Annotated in this window: 19 protein-coding genes and 1 pseudogene; 6 read left to right on the top strand and 14 right to left on the bottom strand. The window is 61.7% G+C overall.

The window, feature by feature from the left end; translation table 11 throughout:
• Positions 1-4: 4 nt before the first annotated feature.
• Together L904_RS04235 and L904_RS04230 are read right to left on the bottom strand one after the other, a co-directional pair.
• On the bottom strand, positions 5-2,362 hold the full coding sequence (locus tag L904_RS04235; RefSeq protein WP_020813096.1) for a HAMP domain-containing methyl-accepting chemotaxis protein: 2,358 nt from the start codon (positions 2,360-2,362) through the stop codon (positions 5-7).
• Positions 2,363-2,533: 171 nt separating this feature from the next.
• Entirely contained in the window at positions 2,534-3,415 is an 882-nt protein-coding gene (locus L904_RS04230) for a branched-chain amino acid aminotransferase (RefSeq protein ID WP_020813097.1), read from the bottom strand.
• Between the two features lie 338 nt (positions 3,416-3,753).
• Between L904_RS04230 and tam the strand changes: the two are divergent.
• Positions 3,754-4,523, top strand: a pseudogene (gene tam / locus L904_RS04225) (trans-aconitate 2-methyltransferase).
• Between the two features lie 2 nt (positions 4,524-4,525).
• Here tam and L904_RS04220 read toward each other — a convergent pair.
• Together L904_RS04220 and L904_RS04215 are read right to left on the bottom strand one after the other, a co-directional pair.
• Positions 4,526-4,894 carry a VOC family protein gene (locus L904_RS04220; RefSeq protein ID WP_020813099.1) on the bottom strand — a complete coding sequence of 123 codons (369 nt, stop codon included), beginning with the start codon at positions 4,892-4,894 and terminating at the stop codon, positions 4,526-4,528.
• Positions 4,895-4,942: 48 nt separating this feature from the next.
• Positions 4,943-5,650 carry a YafY family protein gene (locus tag L904_RS04215; RefSeq protein ID WP_031234494.1) on the bottom strand — a complete coding sequence of 236 codons (708 nt, stop codon included), beginning with the start codon at positions 5,648-5,650 and terminating at the stop codon, positions 4,943-4,945.
• 187 nt (positions 5,651-5,837) lie between these two features.
• Here L904_RS04215 and L904_RS04210 point away from each other — a divergent pair, with 187 nt between their 5' ends.
• Both L904_RS04210 and L904_RS04205 read left to right on the top strand, forming a co-directional pair.
• Entirely contained in the window at positions 5,838-6,764 is a 927-nt protein-coding gene (locus L904_RS04210; RefSeq protein ID WP_020813101.1) for a bestrophin family protein, read from the top strand.
• 111 nt (positions 6,765-6,875) lie between these two features.
• Positions 6,876-7,703: an aldo/keto reductase gene (locus tag L904_RS04205; protein ID WP_020813102.1), complete on the top strand. Its 828-nt coding sequence runs from the start codon at positions 6,876-6,878 to the stop codon at positions 7,701-7,703.
• A gap of 24 nt (positions 7,704-7,727) precedes the next feature.
• Here the strand turns inward: L904_RS04205 and L904_RS04200 are convergent, their stop codons facing one another.
• The 3 genes from L904_RS04200 to L904_RS04185 all read right to left on the bottom strand — a co-directional run bounded on the left by L904_RS04200 (position 7,728) and on the right by L904_RS04185 (position 10,241).
• Positions 7,728-8,339, bottom strand: a complete 612-nt coding sequence (locus L904_RS04200) for a LysE family translocator (RefSeq protein WP_020813103.1) — start codon at positions 8,337-8,339, stop codon at positions 7,728-7,730.
• 266 nt (positions 8,340-8,605) lie between these two features.
• Positions 8,606-9,412 (bottom strand): AraC family transcriptional regulator, encoded by an 807-nt coding sequence (locus L904_RS04190; RefSeq protein WP_020813105.1) that lies wholly within the window; start codon positions 9,410-9,412, stop codon positions 8,606-8,608.
• 70 nt (positions 9,413-9,482) lie between these two features.
• Positions 9,483-10,241 (bottom strand): SDR family oxidoreductase, encoded by a 759-nt coding sequence (locus L904_RS04185; protein ID WP_020813106.1) that lies wholly within the window; start codon positions 10,239-10,241, stop codon positions 9,483-9,485.
• Between the two features lie 103 nt (positions 10,242-10,344).
• Here L904_RS04185 and L904_RS04180 point away from each other — a divergent pair, with 103 nt between their 5' ends.
• Positions 10,345-10,776, top strand: a complete 432-nt coding sequence (locus L904_RS04180) for a helix-turn-helix domain-containing protein (protein ID WP_020813107.1) — start codon at positions 10,345-10,347, stop codon at positions 10,774-10,776.
• A gap of 7 nt (positions 10,777-10,783) precedes the next feature.
• Here the strand turns inward: L904_RS04180 and L904_RS04175 are convergent, their stop codons facing one another.
• Entirely contained in the window at positions 10,784-11,176 is a 393-nt protein-coding gene (locus L904_RS04175; RefSeq protein ID WP_020813108.1) for a hypothetical protein, read from the bottom strand.
• A gap of 313 nt (positions 11,177-11,489) precedes the next feature.
• Here L904_RS04175 and L904_RS04170 point away from each other — a divergent pair, with 313 nt between their 5' ends.
• Complete coding sequence (locus tag L904_RS04170) at positions 11,490-13,061, top strand: helicase HerA-like C-terminal domain-containing protein (RefSeq protein WP_003522243.1); 1,572 nt, start codon at positions 11,490-11,492, stop codon at positions 13,059-13,061.
• Between the two features lie 55 nt (positions 13,062-13,116).
• On the opposite strand, the gene L904_RS04165 is transcribed toward L904_RS04170, so the two are convergent.
• From L904_RS04165 to L904_RS04155, 3 genes are read right to left on the bottom strand one after another with little or no spacing between them, the layout of a single operon-like run.
• A complete protein-coding gene (locus tag L904_RS04165) occupies positions 13,117-13,467 on the bottom strand; it encodes an Atu4866 domain-containing protein (protein WP_020813109.1) in 351 nt (116 codons plus the stop codon).
• Positions 13,464-13,937, bottom strand: a complete 474-nt coding sequence (locus L904_RS04160; protein ID WP_020813110.1) for a carboxymuconolactone decarboxylase family protein — start codon at positions 13,935-13,937, stop codon at positions 13,464-13,466. Before L904_RS04160 ends, L904_RS04165 begins: the two co-directional genes overlap by 4 nt.
• Positions 13,938-13,947: 10 nt before the next feature.
• Positions 13,948-14,670: an SDR family oxidoreductase gene (locus L904_RS04155; protein ID WP_020813111.1), complete on the bottom strand. Its 723-nt coding sequence runs from the start codon at positions 14,668-14,670 to the stop codon at positions 13,948-13,950.
• Positions 14,671-14,792: 122 nt separating this feature from the next.
• Here L904_RS04155 and L904_RS04150 point away from each other — a divergent pair, with 122 nt between their 5' ends.
• Positions 14,793-15,689, top strand: a complete 897-nt coding sequence (locus tag L904_RS04150) for a LysR family transcriptional regulator (protein ID WP_020813112.1) — start codon at positions 14,793-14,795, stop codon at positions 15,687-15,689.
• Positions 15,690-15,729: 40 nt separating this feature from the next.
• On the opposite strand, the gene L904_RS04145 is transcribed toward L904_RS04150, so the two are convergent.
• From L904_RS04145 to L904_RS04135, 3 genes are all read right to left on the bottom strand, one after another.
• Positions 15,730-16,509, bottom strand: a complete 780-nt coding sequence (locus L904_RS04145) for a VOC family protein (RefSeq protein ID WP_020813113.1) — start codon at positions 16,507-16,509, stop codon at positions 15,730-15,732.
• A gap of 97 nt (positions 16,510-16,606) precedes the next feature.
• On the bottom strand, positions 16,607-17,101 hold the full coding sequence (locus L904_RS04140; RefSeq protein ID WP_020813114.1) for a DUF1579 domain-containing protein: 495 nt from the start codon (positions 17,099-17,101) through the stop codon (positions 16,607-16,609).
• A gap of 27 nt (positions 17,102-17,128) precedes the next feature.
• A complete protein-coding gene (locus L904_RS04135; RefSeq protein ID WP_020813115.1) occupies positions 17,129-17,857 on the bottom strand; it encodes a thioredoxin family protein in 729 nt (242 codons plus the stop codon).
• Between the last annotated feature and the right edge of the window lie 90 nt (positions 17,858-17,947).

Raw genomic sequence — 17,947 nt, 5'->3', positions numbered from 1 at the left:
GTCCTCAAAACTCCGTCCACTCATCCCCCTTCACGGCCAGCGCCGCATTGCCGCGGGCGGCGACGGGGCGGGCCTTCGGCGCCGGTGCGACCGGTGCGGCGGGCGCGTGGACCGGGCTTGCGGCGCGCTGCATATGCCGTGCCGTCTCCCGCAATGCGGAGCTTTGCTGGCCGAGCTGGAATTGCGCAAGCAGGGCGTGGAGGTTGGTGCATTCCTGTGCAAGACCCGCACCGGCCGCATTCATTTCCTCGACCATGGCGGCATTCTGCTGCGTGGCCTGATCCATGTGGTTGACGGCCGTATTGACCTCGGAAAGACCGGCCGACTGCTCCTGCGCCGCCGTGGCGATGGCGTCCATATGGGTGTTGACCGAAAGCACCAGCTGCTCGATCTCGGAAAGCCCGACGCCGGTATCGGCCACCAGCTTCACGCCCTCACCCACCGCAACGGCTGACGCGGTGATGAGCTGCTTGATTTCCTTGGCGGCGTTGGCGGAGCGCTGCGCCAGTTCGCGCACTTCCTGTGCGACGACGGCGAAGCCCTTGCCCGCATCGCCCGCTCTTGCCGCCTCGACGCCGGCATTCAGCGCCAGAAGGTTGGTCTGGAAGGCGATTTCGTCGATGACGCCGATGATCTGACCGATCTGGCGCGAGGAATGTTCGATGCGTTCCATGGCGGCGACGGCATCGCGCACCACCTTGCCGGAAAGATCGGCCTTTGTCCTTGCCTCACGCACCGTGTCGCGCGCATCGCTCGCCCGTTTGGAGGTGGCAGAAACATTGGCGGTGATCTCTTCCAGCGCTGCGGCGGTTTCCTCCAGGGAAGCGGCCTGCTGTTCGGTGCGGCGGGAAAGATCGTCGGATGCCGACGACACCTCGTGAGCGCCGCCATTCACGGTCTGCACGGACTGGCCGACGCTGGTGAGCGCTTCGCGCAGCTGGTGCACGGAACTGTTGAAATCGTGCCGCAGCGTCTCGAATTGCGGCGAAAACGGCGTGGCGATCTCGCAGACCATATCACCGGATGCAAGCCGGCGAAGACCGCCAGCCAGCGACCCCGTGGCCTGATTGAGACGCTCTTCGGCCTCGGCCTCGGCGCGCTGCTGCAGCTCGATACGGTCACGCTCGGCCCGCTCGCGGTTGCCGACGGCTTCATCCTCAAGCTGCCGGTTGCGGATGGCCGCTTCGCGGAAGATTTCCACGGCGCGGGCCATCTCGCCGATCTCGTCGCCGCGTTTTGCGCCGGGCACATCGATGGTCAGGTTGCCGGTGGACAATTCCATCATCGCCTTTGTCAGGCGGCTGATGGGACGGGTGACGCGACCGACGATGACGGCAAGGCAGAGAATGCAGACGCCAAGCGTGAGGATGAACGCGGCGAGATAGATCATCGCGCCGATAAAGGCGTCCTGTCTGGCCTTTTCGGCATTGGCGTTGAGAACATCCATCGCTTCGGAGGCGATTTTCGCGACCGTATCGAGGCTTTCGGTGACCGTATTGCGCCATGTATCGATGGTGAAGGCAGGCGTGCGGCCGTTGTTCAGATCGTCGATCAGCTTTGCGCGCTGCGCGACGAAATCACCCTTGAAATAGGTTCTGTCGGCAACGGCATAGATATCTTTGAGCGCCTGCGGCGTCGATTCATGCGCGACGAGGTCGCCGGTGGCTTTCCAGGCAAAGGCCGCGCCGGCATCGAAATTACCGAGCTGCTGGGTTTCCTGCGGGGTCAGCGGCCGCTGCTGGGCCACGACCGCATTGATGACAACGGTGGCGCTGCCGCCGAGCGCACGCGCCGACCAACCATAGGACCGCAACTGGATGAGGCCGGTCAGGCTCTGGTCCAGCGAACGAACCTCGCCTTCCACCGCCGTCGAGCCCGCTTCGAGCGCCGTCAGGAAATCCTGACCGAGCGCCAGCACGGTCTTGTCCAGCCCGTTTTCACGACGGTCGAGCGGCAGGGTGACGTTGGCGTCAACCTTTTTGCGCAGCTCCAGGAATTGCGTGTAGATATCCTTCACGCGGGCAAGCGGGGCCTTGAGGCCAGCCTGATCGAGCGCGGCGGACTGTTCGAGAAAGGCGCCCATGGCGGCGTCCACCTTCTGGCGCGACGCCTGCACGCTGGCGATGGTGTTGGCCGTCTTCGCCGGGTCGACCGTCAGCGCCGAGGCACTGTTGCCGCGTTCACTGCGAAAGTTCAGCAAGGCGTTGAAAAGCAGCCTGTCCAGCGAAACGAGCTGCGCCACCTCCGAAAAGCTGCGGGCACGCTGCACGGACTGCAACATGCCGTTGCCCACGAAGCCTGCCAGCGCGATGCCGACGAGCAGAAAAAATCCCACAAGTATATTGCGTATGCTGAAAGACATTTGGCGGCCCCCACTAGCCCGGATCGGTAATGTCGCAAGCTAGCCTGTGGTCCTCTAAAATTGGATTAAATTCCCCCTGAATTTTTATGGGAAATAATGCGGTTCAAAACAAAAGGCCGCGGCAGGGATGAGCCTGCCGCGGCCTTTTGAAACTATGGGTTTTACCCGGCCTTAAACATCCGCGCCGAGACGCGCCCAGTCCATATAGAGATCGAGCGCCTTGCGGGCGACGGGGCCTGCCTGCAATTCGCGATCATCAAGCTTCACGACGGGCGAAACCTTGGAATAATTGCCGGAGCAGAAGATTTCATCGGCCTCGCGGAAATCCTCGACCGAAAGCGTCGCTTCCCGCACGTCGAAACCGGCCTGGCGCAGAAGGCCGATCACGCGCGAACGGGTGATGCCGGCAAGGAAGGTGCGGTTCGGAACCGGGGTAAGGACAACGCCGTCCTTGACCATGAAGATGTTGGCGGAGGCGGATTCGGCGACATTGCCGTTCATGTCGCGCATCAGGGCATTGTCGAAACCGCGCGAGCGCGCTTCCAGAATGGCGTGGCCGCTATTGGGATAGAGGCTGCCGGCCTTGGCGTCGGTCATGGCGGTTTCCGGCGAAGGGCGGCGCAGCGGCGAAACGGTTAGCGTCAGCGGCTTGCCGGCATCCATCGGCGCTTCGAACAGGCAAAGCGCAAACCGGGTGGAACCGGCATCGGGCGCCACGACGCTGCCGGGCATGCCATGTTCGGCCCAATACATCGGCTTGATGTAGATCGCCATCTTGCCGTCGAATTTCTTGACGCCTTCGAGCGCCAGTGACTCGATCTCCTCGGCCGTCATGGTCGGCTTCATGCCCATATTGACGGCGGAGCGATTGACGCGCTGGCAGTGCAGATCGAGATCGGGCGCCACGCCATCGAACCAGCGTGCACCGTCGAACACCGTGGAGGCCAGCCACATGGCATGCGAGGTCGGGCCGATGAGCGGCGGATTGCCGGGCAGCCATTGACCGTCAACATAGGTCCAGGTGGTTGATCGGGGTGCGGTATCGACGCTCATGATGGTCTCCTGTCTCAAGCGTTTTCGTTCGGTAAAAACGCTCCGTCTTTTTTGTTCTGATGCATTGCCGGATGAAGAGCGCTGCGCGCTCTCAACGGGGCATGTTCTGGAAATCGGCCGGAGTGAATGCCTCTCCCCTGACGAGGTCAAGTTTTAATTGCAGCGATTTCTGATTTTGATGGAAAATAACAAAGCGACGGCCCCGCAAGCACGTTTTATGAGGCGAAACAAAAGGTTGATGAATAGATTCATCACAATAATTCATGCATCGGACGATAGCGGCGCGATTTGCCGCATGCGATGCTGGCAATCTGACGGCATTTTGCAGGAGGAAAATCATGGCATGGTCCGCCCACCAATATCTGAAATTCGAAGACGAGCGGACGCGCCCCGCACGGGATCTTCTGGCGCAGGTGCCGCTGGAGCGGGTGCTGAATGGCTATGACCTCGGCTGCGGCCCCGGCAATTCCACCGAGCTTCTGACCGACCGTTACGGCGTCAATGTCATTACCGGCATCGACAGCGATGACGACATGCTGGAAAAGGCGGCGGACCGGCTGCCGACCACGCGCTTCGGCAAGGCCGATCTTTCCCAGTGGAAGCCGGCGCAGAAGGCGGACCTGCTTTACGCCAATGCCGTGTTCCAATGGGTGCCGGATCATCTCACCGTTCTTTCGCAACTGATGGACCAGCTGGAAAGCGGCGGCGTTCTGGCCGTGCAGATGCCCGACAATCTGCAGGAGCCGACGCATCGCGCCATGGAGGAAACCGGAGCGAACGGTTCCTGGAAGGCACGTTTGCAGATGGCAGGCTGCGCCGCAAACCCCTGCCCGCGCCTTCGGATTATTTCGATGCGCTGACGCCGAAATCCGCGCGGGTGGATGTGTGGCACACGATTTATAATCATCCGATGAAGGATGCGGAAAGCATCGTCGAATGGGTCAAGGGCACGGGGCTGCGCCCCTATCTCACCGCCGCCGGCGAGGAAAACCGCGAAGCCTTCCTCGCCGACTATACGCGGCGCATCACGGCGGCCTATCCGCCGATGGCGGACGGCCGCCTGCTTCTGCGCTTTCCCCGCCTTTTTGTGGTGGCGGTGAAGAAGTAGCTTCAGCCCGCGAAAGCATAGACCCGGAGACGGTGATTGTCGGGGTCGGCGGCGGTAAAGGTGTAGCCGAATTCCATGCCCGCCGGCTGCTGCAGCATGTCGATACCCTTCGCCTTCCAATCCGCAAAAATCTCGTCCACCCGCGCATCGTTTTCAACGCGGAAGGCAAGCTCGCCGCCGCCGCCCGTGACCGATGCCTTCGGCTCCACGGTATGCCGCGACCAGAGGCCGAGCTTCATCCCGTTCTGAAGCACGAAGAGCGAGAATGTCGGCGAGGCTTCGACCGGTTCCGCGCCCAGCAGGGCCTTGTAAAATTCGGTGCTGGCCGGCGGGTTGTCGACGTAAAGGATGGTGAAATCGGGGTGGGTCATGGCTGTTCTCCTGTGTTGCGGATGAACGGTTTCTAGACCCTGCTGCTGTCAGTTTTTGTCAGCATGATGCCGCCGCCGCTGTTTTTCCCTTTCGCGCCATTCTTTCAGCAGCGCCTGGCGTCGGCGCGGATAACGGCTGTCGAGAGGGCGGAAATCTTCGATGCGGTCGGCCCGGAAACTGCGGTAGTCCTGCCGTGTCTCGCACCAGCCCAGCACCACCCGCACCAGATCGAAAAAAGCGAGCGCGAAGGGCCAGATCACCCGTTCCGTCACCTCTCCCTTTTCATCGCGATAGGTGATGAGGACCCTGCTTTCCTTACGGATCGTATCGCGAATGGCGGCCAGATCGACATGGATGGCGGCAAGGCCCTGCCCCGGCCCGACAAGCAGGGTGGAATGATCGAGTTCCTCGCGCAGGGCATCGGGAAGCACGGCGCCGATCTTCACGAGAGCGGCCCGGGCAGACTCGGCCAGCCCCGCATCGGCGCGGCCCGCCACCCAGCGCGAGCCGAGCACCAGCGCCTCGATTTCCTGCTGCGAAAACATCAGCGGCGGCAACAGGAAACCGGGGCGAAGCACATAACCCACGCCCGCTTCGCCCTCGATATCCGCGCCCTGCGCCTGAAGCGTCGCTATATCGCGGTAGAGCGTGCGCAGGCTGACGCCGGTTTGCGCGGCAAGGGCCGCGCCGCTAACCGGCATGCGGTGGGAGCGCAGAATCTGCAACAGATCGAGAAGCCGTTGTGAGCGTGACACGCGATATTTCCTTCCACCGCATAGCCAGACCGTGGCGTTGACGATCTCGGCGATAGACGCGTAGCGCCGCCAGCCGCCGGGTGCAACCATGCAAAAAAGGGTGGACAAGGCGGCGTCGCCAGCATGTAGATAGGGTCAGGCTCTTTCACGCCCCTCCCATCCGCCACAGGCATTTCGAGTTTCCGCCATGATCGTTCGTCCAAAACCGAACCTGCTGCAGCTTTTCCTCATCGTGCGCGGCTCCATCATCGTCCGCATCTTTCCGCAGGTGCTTGCGGTTTTCCTGCTGTCGACGCTGGTTGTCTGGGCGCACAAGGACAGGCCTGATCTGGTGCAGGCGCTGAACGGAGCGCCCTTTTCGCTGCTAGGCATCGCGCTTTCGGTGTTTCTCGGTTTTCGCGCCAATGCCTGTTACGACCGCTGGTGGGAAGCCCGCAAGCAATGGGGTGCGCTGATTACCGTCGCCCGCGCGCTTTCACGCCAGAGCCTCATGCTCGATAGCCGGCAGGATGTCGCCGATCCCGTCACCCGCCGGCGGATCACCGATCTTGCCATCGCCTTCTGCCACGCGCTGGTTTCGCATCTGCGCCCCGGCGATGCGACCGCCACTGCGGCCAGCCTCGTTCCGGATGATCTCAGGGATATTTACGACCGCAGCCGCAACCGGCCGGACATGCTGCTGCGCGAAATATCCGGCGCCATCGTCTCCGCCCATGGCAAGGGGCAGATCAGCGATATCCAGCTACAGATGCTGGATGCCACCGTGCAGCAGATGGGGGCGGCGCAGGCTTCGTGCGAGCGCATCCGCCAGACACCGGTTCCCTTCGGTTATTCGCTGCTGCTTCACCGCACCGCGCATCTGTTCTGCCTGCTGCTGCCGTTCGGTTTCACCGATCTGCTCGGCTGGGCCACGCCGTTTACCGCCACGCTCATCGCCTATACGTTCTTCGGTCTCGATGCGCTGTCCGACGAGCTGGAGGACCCCTTCGGCACCGGCCTCAATGCGCTGCCGATCAATTCGCTCGCCACCACCATCGAGATCAATCTTCGCGAGGCGATGGGCGAGACCGATCTGCCGGCCGATCCGCGCCCGGTGGACTACGTGCTGATGTGATATCGTCCCGCCGGGTTGAAACCGATCGCGCGGACACCAGTTAATGAAAGACGGCTTCCCCGCCCGGCATCCCGCGCCGGCCATGTTTTCAGCAAACAGGAGAGACATCCCATGTATGACGTCAGCGCGAATGGCGCGAATATTCCCGCCCTCGGTTTCGGCACCTTCCGCATTCCGGAAGACGATGTCAGGCGCATTCTGCCGGAGGCGCTGAAACTCGGCTTCCGCCATGTCGATACCGCGCAGATCTACAAGAACGAAGGTGCCGTCGGCGAGGTCATCGCGCAATCGGGCATTTCCCGGCATGATATATTTCTCACCACCAAGGTCTGGGTGGACCGCTTCCGCCACGACGATTTTCTCGCTTCCGTCGATGAAAGCCTTGCGAAGCTGAAGACCGACTATGTCGATCTGCTGCTGCTGCACTGGCCGAAGAGCGATGTGCCGCTTGCCGAGCGCATGGGCGCGTTGAACGCGGTGCGCAAGGCCGGCAAGGCGCGCAATATCGGCATTTCCAACTTCAATGTGGCGCTGACGGAAGAGGCGGTGAAGCTTTCCGACACGCCGCTTGCCACCAACCAGATCGAATATCACCCCTATCTCGACCAGACGAAGGTGATTTCGGCGGCGCGCAAGCACGGGATGTCTGTGACGGCCTATTATCTGATGGCCGATGGCAAGGTGCCGAACGACCCCGTGCTGAAGGATATCGGCGCGAAACACGGCAAGACCGCCGCGCAGGTGGCCCTGCGCTGGGCGGTGCAGCAGCCGGATATCGTGGCGCTCTCCAAGACGGCGACGGAAAGCCGCCTGAAAGAGAATTTCGATGTTTTCGATTTTGCGCTGACCGAAGAGGAAATGCGGGCGATCCACGCGCTTGCAAAGCCGAATGGCCGCATCGTCAATCCCGGCCACCTCGCGCCCGACTGGGACGACTGAGGCGGCCTTCCCTCCGCTCTGGTCTCATCGCTCGGTCAGGGCCAGCTTCGCACCCAGCGCCACGAAAGCGGCCGCGAAGCTGCGCCGCAGCCAGGCGAGGACCGCCGGGCGCGACACCACCTGCCGCCGGACCGAGGCGGCGAAACAGCCATAAAGCGCAAACACCAGAAACGTCATGGCCATGAAGATCAGCCCGAGATCGATCATGCGCCATGTCGGCAAAGCCTCATCCGGCGCGATGAACTGCGGCAGGAAAGCGAAAAAGAAGATCGACAGTTTCGGGTTCAGCAAATTGATGAGGATCGCCTCGCCGATGATACGGGCGGCCTTGCGGGGCTCTCTGGTATCGTCGATCTTCAGCGCACCGTCCTCCCGCAGCGTGTTCCACGCCATGTAGAGAAGATAGGCGACCCCCAGATATTTGACGACACCGAAGGCGAGCGCGCTGGTGTGCAGGATGGCGGCAAGGCCGGTGATGGCGGCGAGCAGATGCGGCACGATGCCAAGCGTGCAGCCGAAGGCCGCAACGACGCTCGCCCTTGCCCCCTGCGAAAGACCGGCGGCCAGCGTGTAGACCACGCCGGTTCCGGGAGAGGCTGCGACGATGAAGGATGTGATGAGGAATTCGGGTGTCATGGTGCGGGTGTGTCCTGTGGGGTGGAGGACAGCAGCATGAGGGTGCGTGGAGTGGGTGTCTTGGATGAAATTGCAGCGCAGACGCTCGTCGGCGCGCGCCGAAGTGGCGGGTCAGGGTATCGGCCAGCACACTCCGTCCTCATTCCTGTGTTTGTCACAGGAATCCAGTCGACGCGCGTCTGCGCAGCGGGAGAGTCCTTTCAGCCCAAGGACTTGGGCTGGCTGGATCCCTGTGACAAGCACAGGAATGAGGGCGGAGAAAACATCTACGAAAGCGCCGCCCGGTAAACCGCCGGCGTAACCCCGAATTGCCGCACGAAGAACCGGTTCAGATGGCTCTGGTCGGCAAAACCGGCTGCGAAGGCCGCCTCGGCGGGCGGCGTGCCTCTGGCCAGTGCATGGCGCGCCGCATGGACGCGCCGCTGGAGAAGATAGCTGTGCGGCGTAAGCCCAGTGGCCCGGGCGAAAGCGCGCAGGAAGCGGAACTGGCTCATGCCGGCTTCCGCGGCGAGATCGGCAAGGCGGAACGGCCGGGAGGGCTCGTCGTCGATGCGGCTTTTCGCCCGCTTTATATTCTCGGGTGCGGCGATTTCGCCCGGCTTCGCCGCCGTCTCCATCGCCCCCGCCAGAAGCGTCAGCAGGGTCTCGTCGCCACGAAGGGTTTCGCCCGGCCGTTCTCTTGCCGTCATGGCTGCAAAGACAGCGTTGAACCGCTTCGCCAACGGCCTGATGTCGACGGGATAGGCGAATTCGAACGCGCCGCGATCCGTCTCGCCGATATCGGCAATGGCGTCGCGGACGATACCGATGTCGAGATAGAGCATCCGCCAGGCGCGGCCGCCCTCCCCGAGCGGAATACCGTCATGCACCTCGCCCGGATTGACGGTGATGAGATGGCCGGCGCCCGCTTCCACCATGCCGCGGCCGGAGAGCGATTTCTGCGCCCCGCGTTCGATGAGACCGATGCCGAACTGATCGTGCATGTGGCGCGGAAAGGAACGGTCGCTATCCGCCGCCACGGCGACGACACCGGGCAGAATGGTTTTCGGCATCAGGAACCGGCCTTGGGCCATGAAAGCGCGCGCTCCGCAGATAAGAGCGCGACGCTATCACAGGATGCCCAGTCGCGACAGATGCGGCCGTTTACGGATGCATATGGTTGATCATGGCGAAGACCTGATCGAAATTGCCGTTCTGCGCGGCGAAACGCAGCGGCTTGCAGCGTTCCACCACCACTTCCTTCTCGTCCGGACGATTTTCAAGAATATCCATCACCTCGGAAATGAAGGCGTCGAGCGGCATGGCCCTTTCGTCGCTCGCCTGCCCCTCGCCCATCAACGTCGTCTGCACATAGGGCGGCACGATTTCGACGACATCCACCGGCGTTTCCTTCAGTTGCTCGCGCAGCGCGACCGAATAGGCGTGGATGGCCGATTTGGTGGCGCTGTAGGTGGGGGTCAGCACCATGGGCACGAAGGCGAGGCCGGAGGAAACCGTCAGCACAGTGGCTGCGGGTTGCTTGAGGAAATGCGGCAAAAGCGCCGCCGTCAGGCGAATGGGTGCGAGAAGATTGGTGGCGATGGTTTCTTCGGCCGTGTCGAGATAATCCGGTGCTGCGGCGATGTCTTCCGGCCGCATGATGCCGGCATTGTTGATGACAGCGTTGATGGTCGGATGGGCCTTTACCAGAGCTTCGGCAAACGCGCGGATGCCTGCGGCGTCCGTCGCGTCCATCACCATCGAGGCCATGCCGGGATTGGCGGCCGTCACCTCGTCGAGCACGGCCTTGCGGCGGCCGGAAATGATGACCCGGTTGCCGGCCTTGTGAAACGCCTCCGCCAGCGCCCGGCCGATGCCGGAACCGCCGCCGGTGATGAGAATGGTGTTATCAGCGATTTTCATTGGAGCATCCTTTGCTTGTTGGCTGAAAGGAAGTTAGCTATGATACTCTCCAATCGAAAGTAGGCACCCAAAAGATTTATACTTACCCAAAGGAGAGTGTAAGATGAAGCGGCACGCCGCCGACCCGGCCATCGAAAGCCGGCGCAAGGTTCCGCCACCCGCGGATACCGATCCGGCAATAGAGGCGCTGGTTCAGGACATCATTGCCAAGGTGGCCGACAAATGGACGATGCTCATTCTGGAAGTGCTGGAAGAGCATGGCACGCTGCGCTTCACGCAGATCGGCAGGCTGGTCGGCAATATAAGCCAGAAGATGCTGACGAAAACGCTGCGGCAGATGGAAAGCGACGGGCTGGTGCGCCGCACCGTGCATCCCGTCATCCCGCCGCATGTGGATTACGGCCTGACGAACCTCGGCCGCACGCTGGGCAGCGCCTTTTGCGGCGTGTGGATATGGGCGGAAACGCACCATGCCGAAATAGAAGAGGCGCGGCGCCTGTTCAATGAACAGCCGCCGCGCCCCGCTATGGAGTAGTTTCGCCTCAGGCGAACTGGCTGAGGCCCGGAACCGAGGCGATCACCTGATCGACAACCTCATCGCCCGCATGCTGGCGAGCAACGGAGATGGTTTCCTTGGCGAGCGTGGAAATCTCGCTCATGCCGAGGCCCTGGCTCATCAGCTGCTGGCCCAGCCCCATGATGCCGCCGCCGCCGATCGCGCTCATCAGGCCGCCGAGCAGACCGCCGCCGCCGGCACCTTCGCCATTATACTGCGCCACCAGTTCGCTGGCGCCGGGAATGGCTTCGATCATGCGGGCGATCGGGCCGTCTTCCGCCTCACGCTGAAGAAAACCGAGAATCATACCAATGGCCTTTTCGGCCAGTTCGGGGCTGATTCCCGCCTTCTCGGCGATCTGGCTCACGACTTCGTTCATTCTTGCCTCCTGTTGAAAAACGACGCCAACATCGAATAACTGACGTTAACGTCAACGTAAAACAATATCATGCCGCATTCAAGCGGCCAGGGTCAGGTGCGGCAACTTTCATCAAGCGGTTTTTCTTCATCGCCATCAAGCAGTTGTTGCGCCTTGAAACTGTCCTTATAAGATCATCACAACCAAACTATGAAAAGGCCGCTATCGTCAGAAGTGGCCACAACATGGTAGTGACGCTTTAAATTCGGACATGACTTTTGCAAAATCCACCGCGATTTTAAGGTCATGCACCAGCCGCAGGAGAAAATGGTCGATGTTGCAGGACGGACAGCTCTATATCGGGACCAGCCGCAATCCGGACGACAGCCTGAACAAGGGCGAATATCTGGAACTGAAATTCGGCAACCGCCATGGCCTCATCACCGGCGCGACGGGAACGGGCAAGACCGTGACGTTGCAGGTGCTGGCCGAAGGTTTTTCCAAGGCCGGCGTGCCGGTTTTCTGCGCCGATATCAAGGGCGACCTTTCCGGCATCGCCGCGCAGGGCGAAGCCAAGGACTGGGTGCAGAAACGCGCCGAACAGATCGGCTTCACCGATTTTGCCTATGGCAAATCGCCGGTGATCTTCTGGGATCTCTACGGTGAAAAAGGCCATCGCGTCCGCGCCACCATCGCCGAAATGGGGCCGCTGCTGCTCGCCCGGCTGATGGATGCTTCGGAAGCGCAGGAAGGCGTGCTCAACATCGCCTTCAAGATCGCCGATCAGGGCGGGCTGCCGCTGCTCGATCTCAAGGACCTGCAATCGCTCCTGAACTATATGGGCGAAAACGCAACCGAGCTTTCCAACCAGTTCGGCCTGATTTCCAAGGCCTCGGTCGGTTCGCTGCAGCGCGGGCTGCTGGTTCTCGAACAGCAGGGTGCGGCGAATTTCTTCGGCGAACCGGCGCTGAAGATCGCCGACATCATGCGTGTGGGCACGGATGGGGTTGGCACGATTTCGGTTCTCGCCGCCGACCGGCTGATGATGAACCCGCGCCTTTACGCCACCTTCCTGCTCTGGATGCTTTCGGAACTGTTCGAGGAGCTGCCGGAAGTGGGCGACCCGGAAAAACCGCGTCTGGTGTTCTTCTTCGACGAGGCGCATCTGCTCTTCAACGACGCGCCGCGGGTGCTGGTGGAACGCGTGGAACAGGTTGTGCGGCTCATCCGCTCCAAGGGCGTGGGCGTCTATTTCGTGACGCAGAACCCGCTCGACGTGCCGGAAACCGTTCTCGCCCAGCTCGGCAACCGCGTGCAGCACGCGCTTCGCGCCTATACGCCGCGCGAGCAGAAGGCGGTGCGCACCGCGGCCGACACCTTCCGCCAGAACCCGGCTTTCAACACCGCCGACACCATCACCACGCTCGGCACCGGTGAAGCGCTGATTTCCACCCTGCACGACAAGGGCGCACCTTCCATCGTCGAGCGCACGCTGGTACGTCCGCCTTCCGGCCGTGTCGGGCCGCTCACCGATGCGGAGCGCAAGTCCCTGATCGATGTGAGCCCCGTCGCCGGCCAATATGACAAGGATATCGACCGGGAATCGGCCTTCGAAATCCTCGCCGCCCGCGCCCAGAAGGCTGCCGACGCAGAAGCCGCCAGACGTGCGGAAGAAGAAAACGCCGCCAGCCAGTCCGAGAGCGCTTCCGGCCGCTGGCGCCTGCCCGGCTTCGGCGATGAAGAACCCGCACCGGCCTCCACCGGCTCGCGCAATGGCGGCGCACGCAAGACCGGATACCAGCGCGAAACGGTGATTGAGGCGGCGATGAAAAGCGCTGCGCGCTCGGTTGCTACCTCGGTCGGCCGCGCCATCGTGCGCGGGATTCTCGGTAGTTTGAAGCGATAGAAACGGATACGCCGCCCGCCCTCGATGGGGCGGGCGGCGCTTTATTGGCGCAACGTTACTTCTGGCGATAGAAGATCATGCCGCCGTGATAAAGCACATCGTCGACGAATTCGCCGTCGGCGGTGAAGCCGGTATCGTCCCAATAGTCGATATGGTTTCCCTTCACCTCATACCGCCCCCGATAGGCGCTTTTGCGGTTGCCCCGCGCCTCGTCATACCGGCCATCGGGCAGAAGTTCCTGACGAATGTGGCCATCGCCGGTGACCCACATGCCGATATAGGGGTGGTTCCGGGTTTGAGCCGTTTCGGTCATATTCACGTCCATGGCGTCGCTCGCTTTGCTGGAACCCGTATCGGCGGAAGCCGTTGCGAGCAGAAGCGCAACGGATGTCGAAACAATGTTCATTGCCTTTGCCCTCCCGATGCGGCGTTGGCGCGGCGTTCCTCGAACAGCTCGGCAAGCGTGCGGGATGCGGCGATGGCTTTGGGAAAACCTGCGGGAACGGTGATCAGATAGACCATTTCCTTCAGCTCTTCGTCGGTTGCGCCCACATTGAGCGCATAACCGGCATGGACCTTCATCAGATCACGCTCGCCAAGGGCCGCCATGACCGCAACGGCGGCCAGCTGACGAGTCCGGTTATCCAGACCCGGCCGGGACCAGACCTCCCCCAGGGCATAGCCTTCGGTCGCATCGGCAAGGAAAGGAAACTCCTGCCGCAGACGTTCCAGATTGGACTGGGGCTGGCCATTGTTGAGGCTGCGGACGACTTCATCGCCACGCTTCAGCCTGTCATCCAGTCGTTGCGGATTGGCGATGGCGGCACTTGCCGCAAGCATGGCAACCGCAAGCACGGTCGGAAAAATCGCTTTCATGTCGCTCTCCTCAGGCGGCGGTGGGTCGGACGACGATCTCATTGACGTCCACATCGTCGGGCTGCTCGATGGCGTAACGCACCGCGCGGCCGATGGCGTCGGGCTTCAGGGCGATGGCCCGATAGGTCTGCATCAGTTCCGCAGCGGCGGGATCGGTGATGGTGTGGGCAAGTTCGCTTTCCACCACGCCGGGGTGAATGCAAGTGACCCGCAGGTCGCGGTTTTCCTGCCGCAGCCCGTCCGAAATCGCCCGCACTGCAAATTTCGTCGCGCAATAGACGGCAGCCGTGGGCGAAACGGCTAGCGCACCGATGGAGGCGATGTTGATGATATGGCCGGAAGAACGGGCGGTCATCTCGGGCAGAACGGCGGCGACGCCATAAAGCACGCCCTTGATGTTGACGTCGATCATGCGGTCCCATTCATCGACCTTCAGGGATGACATCAGCGACAACGGCATGATGCCGGCATTGTTGACGATGACGTCGACCTGCCCGAACGCCTTGCGCCCCGCCTCCGCAAAGGCCTCGACGCTCTGTCTGTCCGTCACGTTCAGCGGCTGGATGACGACCTCGGCGCCCTTCCCGCGCAATTCTTCGGCAAGCGCCTGCAAGCGCTCCATGCGGCGCGCGCCCAGCACCAGCTTCGCCCCAGCGGCGGCCAGTTCCCTTGCGATACCCTCACCGATCCCACTCGATGCACCTGTGATGAGAACGACTTTGTTCAATGTCATGGCTTTCTCCTTGGTGTTACGGCCGGCTTTTTCTGGAAGCGGCCATTGCAGACAAGATAAAGCTTGGGCATTGTCGTGATAACCGCCTCAATCATAACCTCAATGGGTAGAATTTCTAACCAATGAACATCGATCTCAACGCGCTTTCGACATTTTGCATGGTTGCCGAGGAGCGCAACTTCCGGGCCGTTGCAGACAGGCTCGGCGTGACCCGCTCCGCCGTCAGCCAGACCATCCGCAAGCTTGAAGAAACGATGGGAATAGCGCTGGTGCAACGCACGACGCGCAGCGTCAGCCTGACGGAAGCGGGACAGCAGCTTTATGCGGATGTCTCGCCATCCATCAGCAATCTCGTCGAGGCTGCCAATGCCGCGTCGTCCCTGAGCGGCGCCGTGCGCGGGCAGTTGCGGCTTGCGGTGTCCTCGATAGCCGAGCGCTTTTTATCCGGGCCACTGCTTGCGCGCTTCGCGGAAATATATCCCGAAGTGCAGCTCGATATCGTCGTGACGGACGAGGAATTCGATATCGTCGCCGAGCACTACGATGCCGGCGTGCGTCTTGGAGAACTGATCGCGCAGGACATGATTGCGGTTCCGGTTTCCACCCCGCAGCGGCAGCTCGCCGTCTGCTCGCCGCACTATCGGGACCGCTTCGGCCTGCCGGCGCAGCCCCGCGAATTGATAGGGCACAGGTGTATCGGCTGGCGACCCCGTCCGGGTGTGGCGCCATACAGGTGGGAATTTGCGGAAAACGGCCGCGAATTTGCGGTGGCGGTGGAGCCGGCCTTCACCACCAACGACATGCAGTTGATGATCAAGCTGGCCTGCGCCGGTGCAGGCATCACATTCGGTATGGAAGAGACATTCCGCCCCTATCTGGAGAGCGGGCAGCTCGTTTCCATGCTGGAAGACAACTCCCCGAGCTTTGCGGGATTTTATCTGTATTATCCCAGCCGCCGCAATCTTGCGCCGAAGCTGCGCGCCTTCATCGATCACGTCCGCCTGTCGAGAGAGCGGTAATCTGCCGGAGCGAGCCCCGGCAGATCGTTAGAAAACAGGGCTATTTCCTCTGCGAAACCAGCGAGAAATAAGCGCCCTGCGGATCGACGCAGTTGACGATCCAGCTTTCGCCGGGAACCTCCATCGGACCGTTGACGACCTTGCCGCCGCCGGTGCTGACGCGGGTAATGGCGTCATCGATACCGTCCACATTGAAGTAATAACCCCAGTGACAGACGGGGACCTGCGGCATGCGTTTCATCATGCCGCCGACGGCCTTGCCCCTGTAGGCGAAGATGCGGTACGGGCCCATGTCGCCCATGTCGAAATCATGGTCCTTGGTCCAGCCGAACACATCGCCGTAAAAGGCCATGGCCTCGTCGACATTATCGGTGAAGAGCTCATGCCAGCCGACATGGCCCTGCTTTTCCTGCATATTCTCGGGGAAGCCGCCGGTTTCCATCGGCAGCGGCGTCATGATGCACAGCACCGCACCGAAGGGATCGGCGACCACGGCGAAGCGGCCGATTTCGGGAATATCCTGCGGCGGGCGTCTGACCGCGCCGCCCTTTTCGGCGAATTGTTTCGCCGTGGCGTCCACGTCGTCGACATCGACATAGGCGGTCCAGTTCGGGGGAATGCCCTGGCCCTTGTGCTCGTCGGTCAGCTCCATGACGCCGCCCATGCCCTTGCCATCGGCCTCCAGCACCAGATAGGGCATTTCCGGCGAGCCGAAATCCTTGGTCTGCCAGCCGACGACATGACCATAAAAGCGGGCTGCCGCTTCCATGTCGGGCGTCATCAGCTCGACCCAGATGAATTTTCCATGCGTATCGGACATTGTCGTCTCCTATGGAGGGTTTGGCGGGTGTGTTTCGGCAAGCGCCCGCCGCAGGATGCGGCGGCGCCGGTGGTTCGGGTGAAATTTTCGCAGGGCTTCAAGCCTTGCGGCGGAATTCCGATGTCATGAAAGTCTTGAATGTGCCGTCCGGCTGCCTGACGCTGCCGGAGAAGCTGCGGTGATTGTCGTCATGCAGCACCAGCACGTCGTGATAGGTATCGGTGCGGCCGGAACCGTCGAAGGCCGGGCCTTCCGCTTCCAGCGTCAGGGTCTTGCCGTCCTCTTCCAGCCAGCCCTTGTAGACCCAGAGATTGGTCATCATCGACCCCACCCAGGTGCCGACGAAATTGCCCTTGGCCGGGTCGAAACCGACCGTGATCACAGCCGTCATATCCGTGCCGTCAGGCATCTTGCCGGTGCCGTTGCCGATGATCCACAAGCCGCCGACGGAGCGGACGGTCTCGGTGAATTGCTGCGACGGGTCGTCGGCATCGTAGCCCTCATGGCCGGAACTGGAGGTCATGACCCAGTCTCCGACGATCCTCTTCAGGAACTCATGTTCCTTCTGCGGCTTGGCGATTTCCATTTCCATTGTTGTTTCCTCCTCGTCCGTCCGTTTTCAGTGGCAGCAGGCTGCCGCCTTCAGCGCGTCCTCATACTGGTCGTGGCGGCGCACCCAATCCATTACCTCCTCCTCGTTACGGCCTTTTGGCACCAGATCGAGCAGCATCAGCGTGCCGAGCGTCTGCTCCGCGCCGCGGGCGTAAGTGGAATAGGTGTGGTAGATCTTGCCGTCATCGCCCCTGGCGAAAACGCTGATGCCGTGCAGGTCCTTCAGGTCGCCATAGGGCGCCATGTCACGGTAATTATAGGTGATTTCACCTTTGGCCATGTCCTCGTCACGGAACGAGGCCTGATAATCGTAGTTGAAATCGCTGCTTTCGGCCGAAACCCACGGGAATTTCCAGCCCATGCGGTTCCTGTAGCTTTCGATCTTCTCAAGCGGCGCGCGCGACACGGCAACGAAACCCGCATCGCCATGCTTGAGGTGGATCAAAGCGCCATCGACATGATCGGCGAAGAAGGAGCAACCGACGCAGCCCTCCTCCCAGTCGGGCGCCAGCATGAAGTGATAGACAATGAGCTGGCTGCAGGTGCCGAACAGTTCCTTCAGCGATTTGGGGCCGGAAGGGGCATCGAAGATATAATCCTTCGTCACCTCTTCCCAGGGCAGCGCACGCCGGGCCTCGTTCAGCCTGTCGCGGGCGCGGGTCATTTCCTTTTCCTTCACCAGCAGATCGCGGCGGGCCGCAAGCCACTCCTCTTTCGAAACGACGGGATGAGACATGATCTTTCCTCCTTGGATCCGTCTTTCACCACGGCACCGCCCCGCTTTAACGGTGGGCGCCGGCTATTTCTGTGCTGAAAGTCAATAAAC

It is taken from the genome of Agrobacterium sp. LY4 (assembly GCF_001526585.1).
Taxonomy (GTDB): domain Bacteria; phylum Pseudomonadota; class Alphaproteobacteria; order Rhizobiales; family Rhizobiaceae; genus Agrobacterium; species Agrobacterium leguminum.
This window is presented reverse-complemented; position numbering and strand designations above follow the sequence as displayed.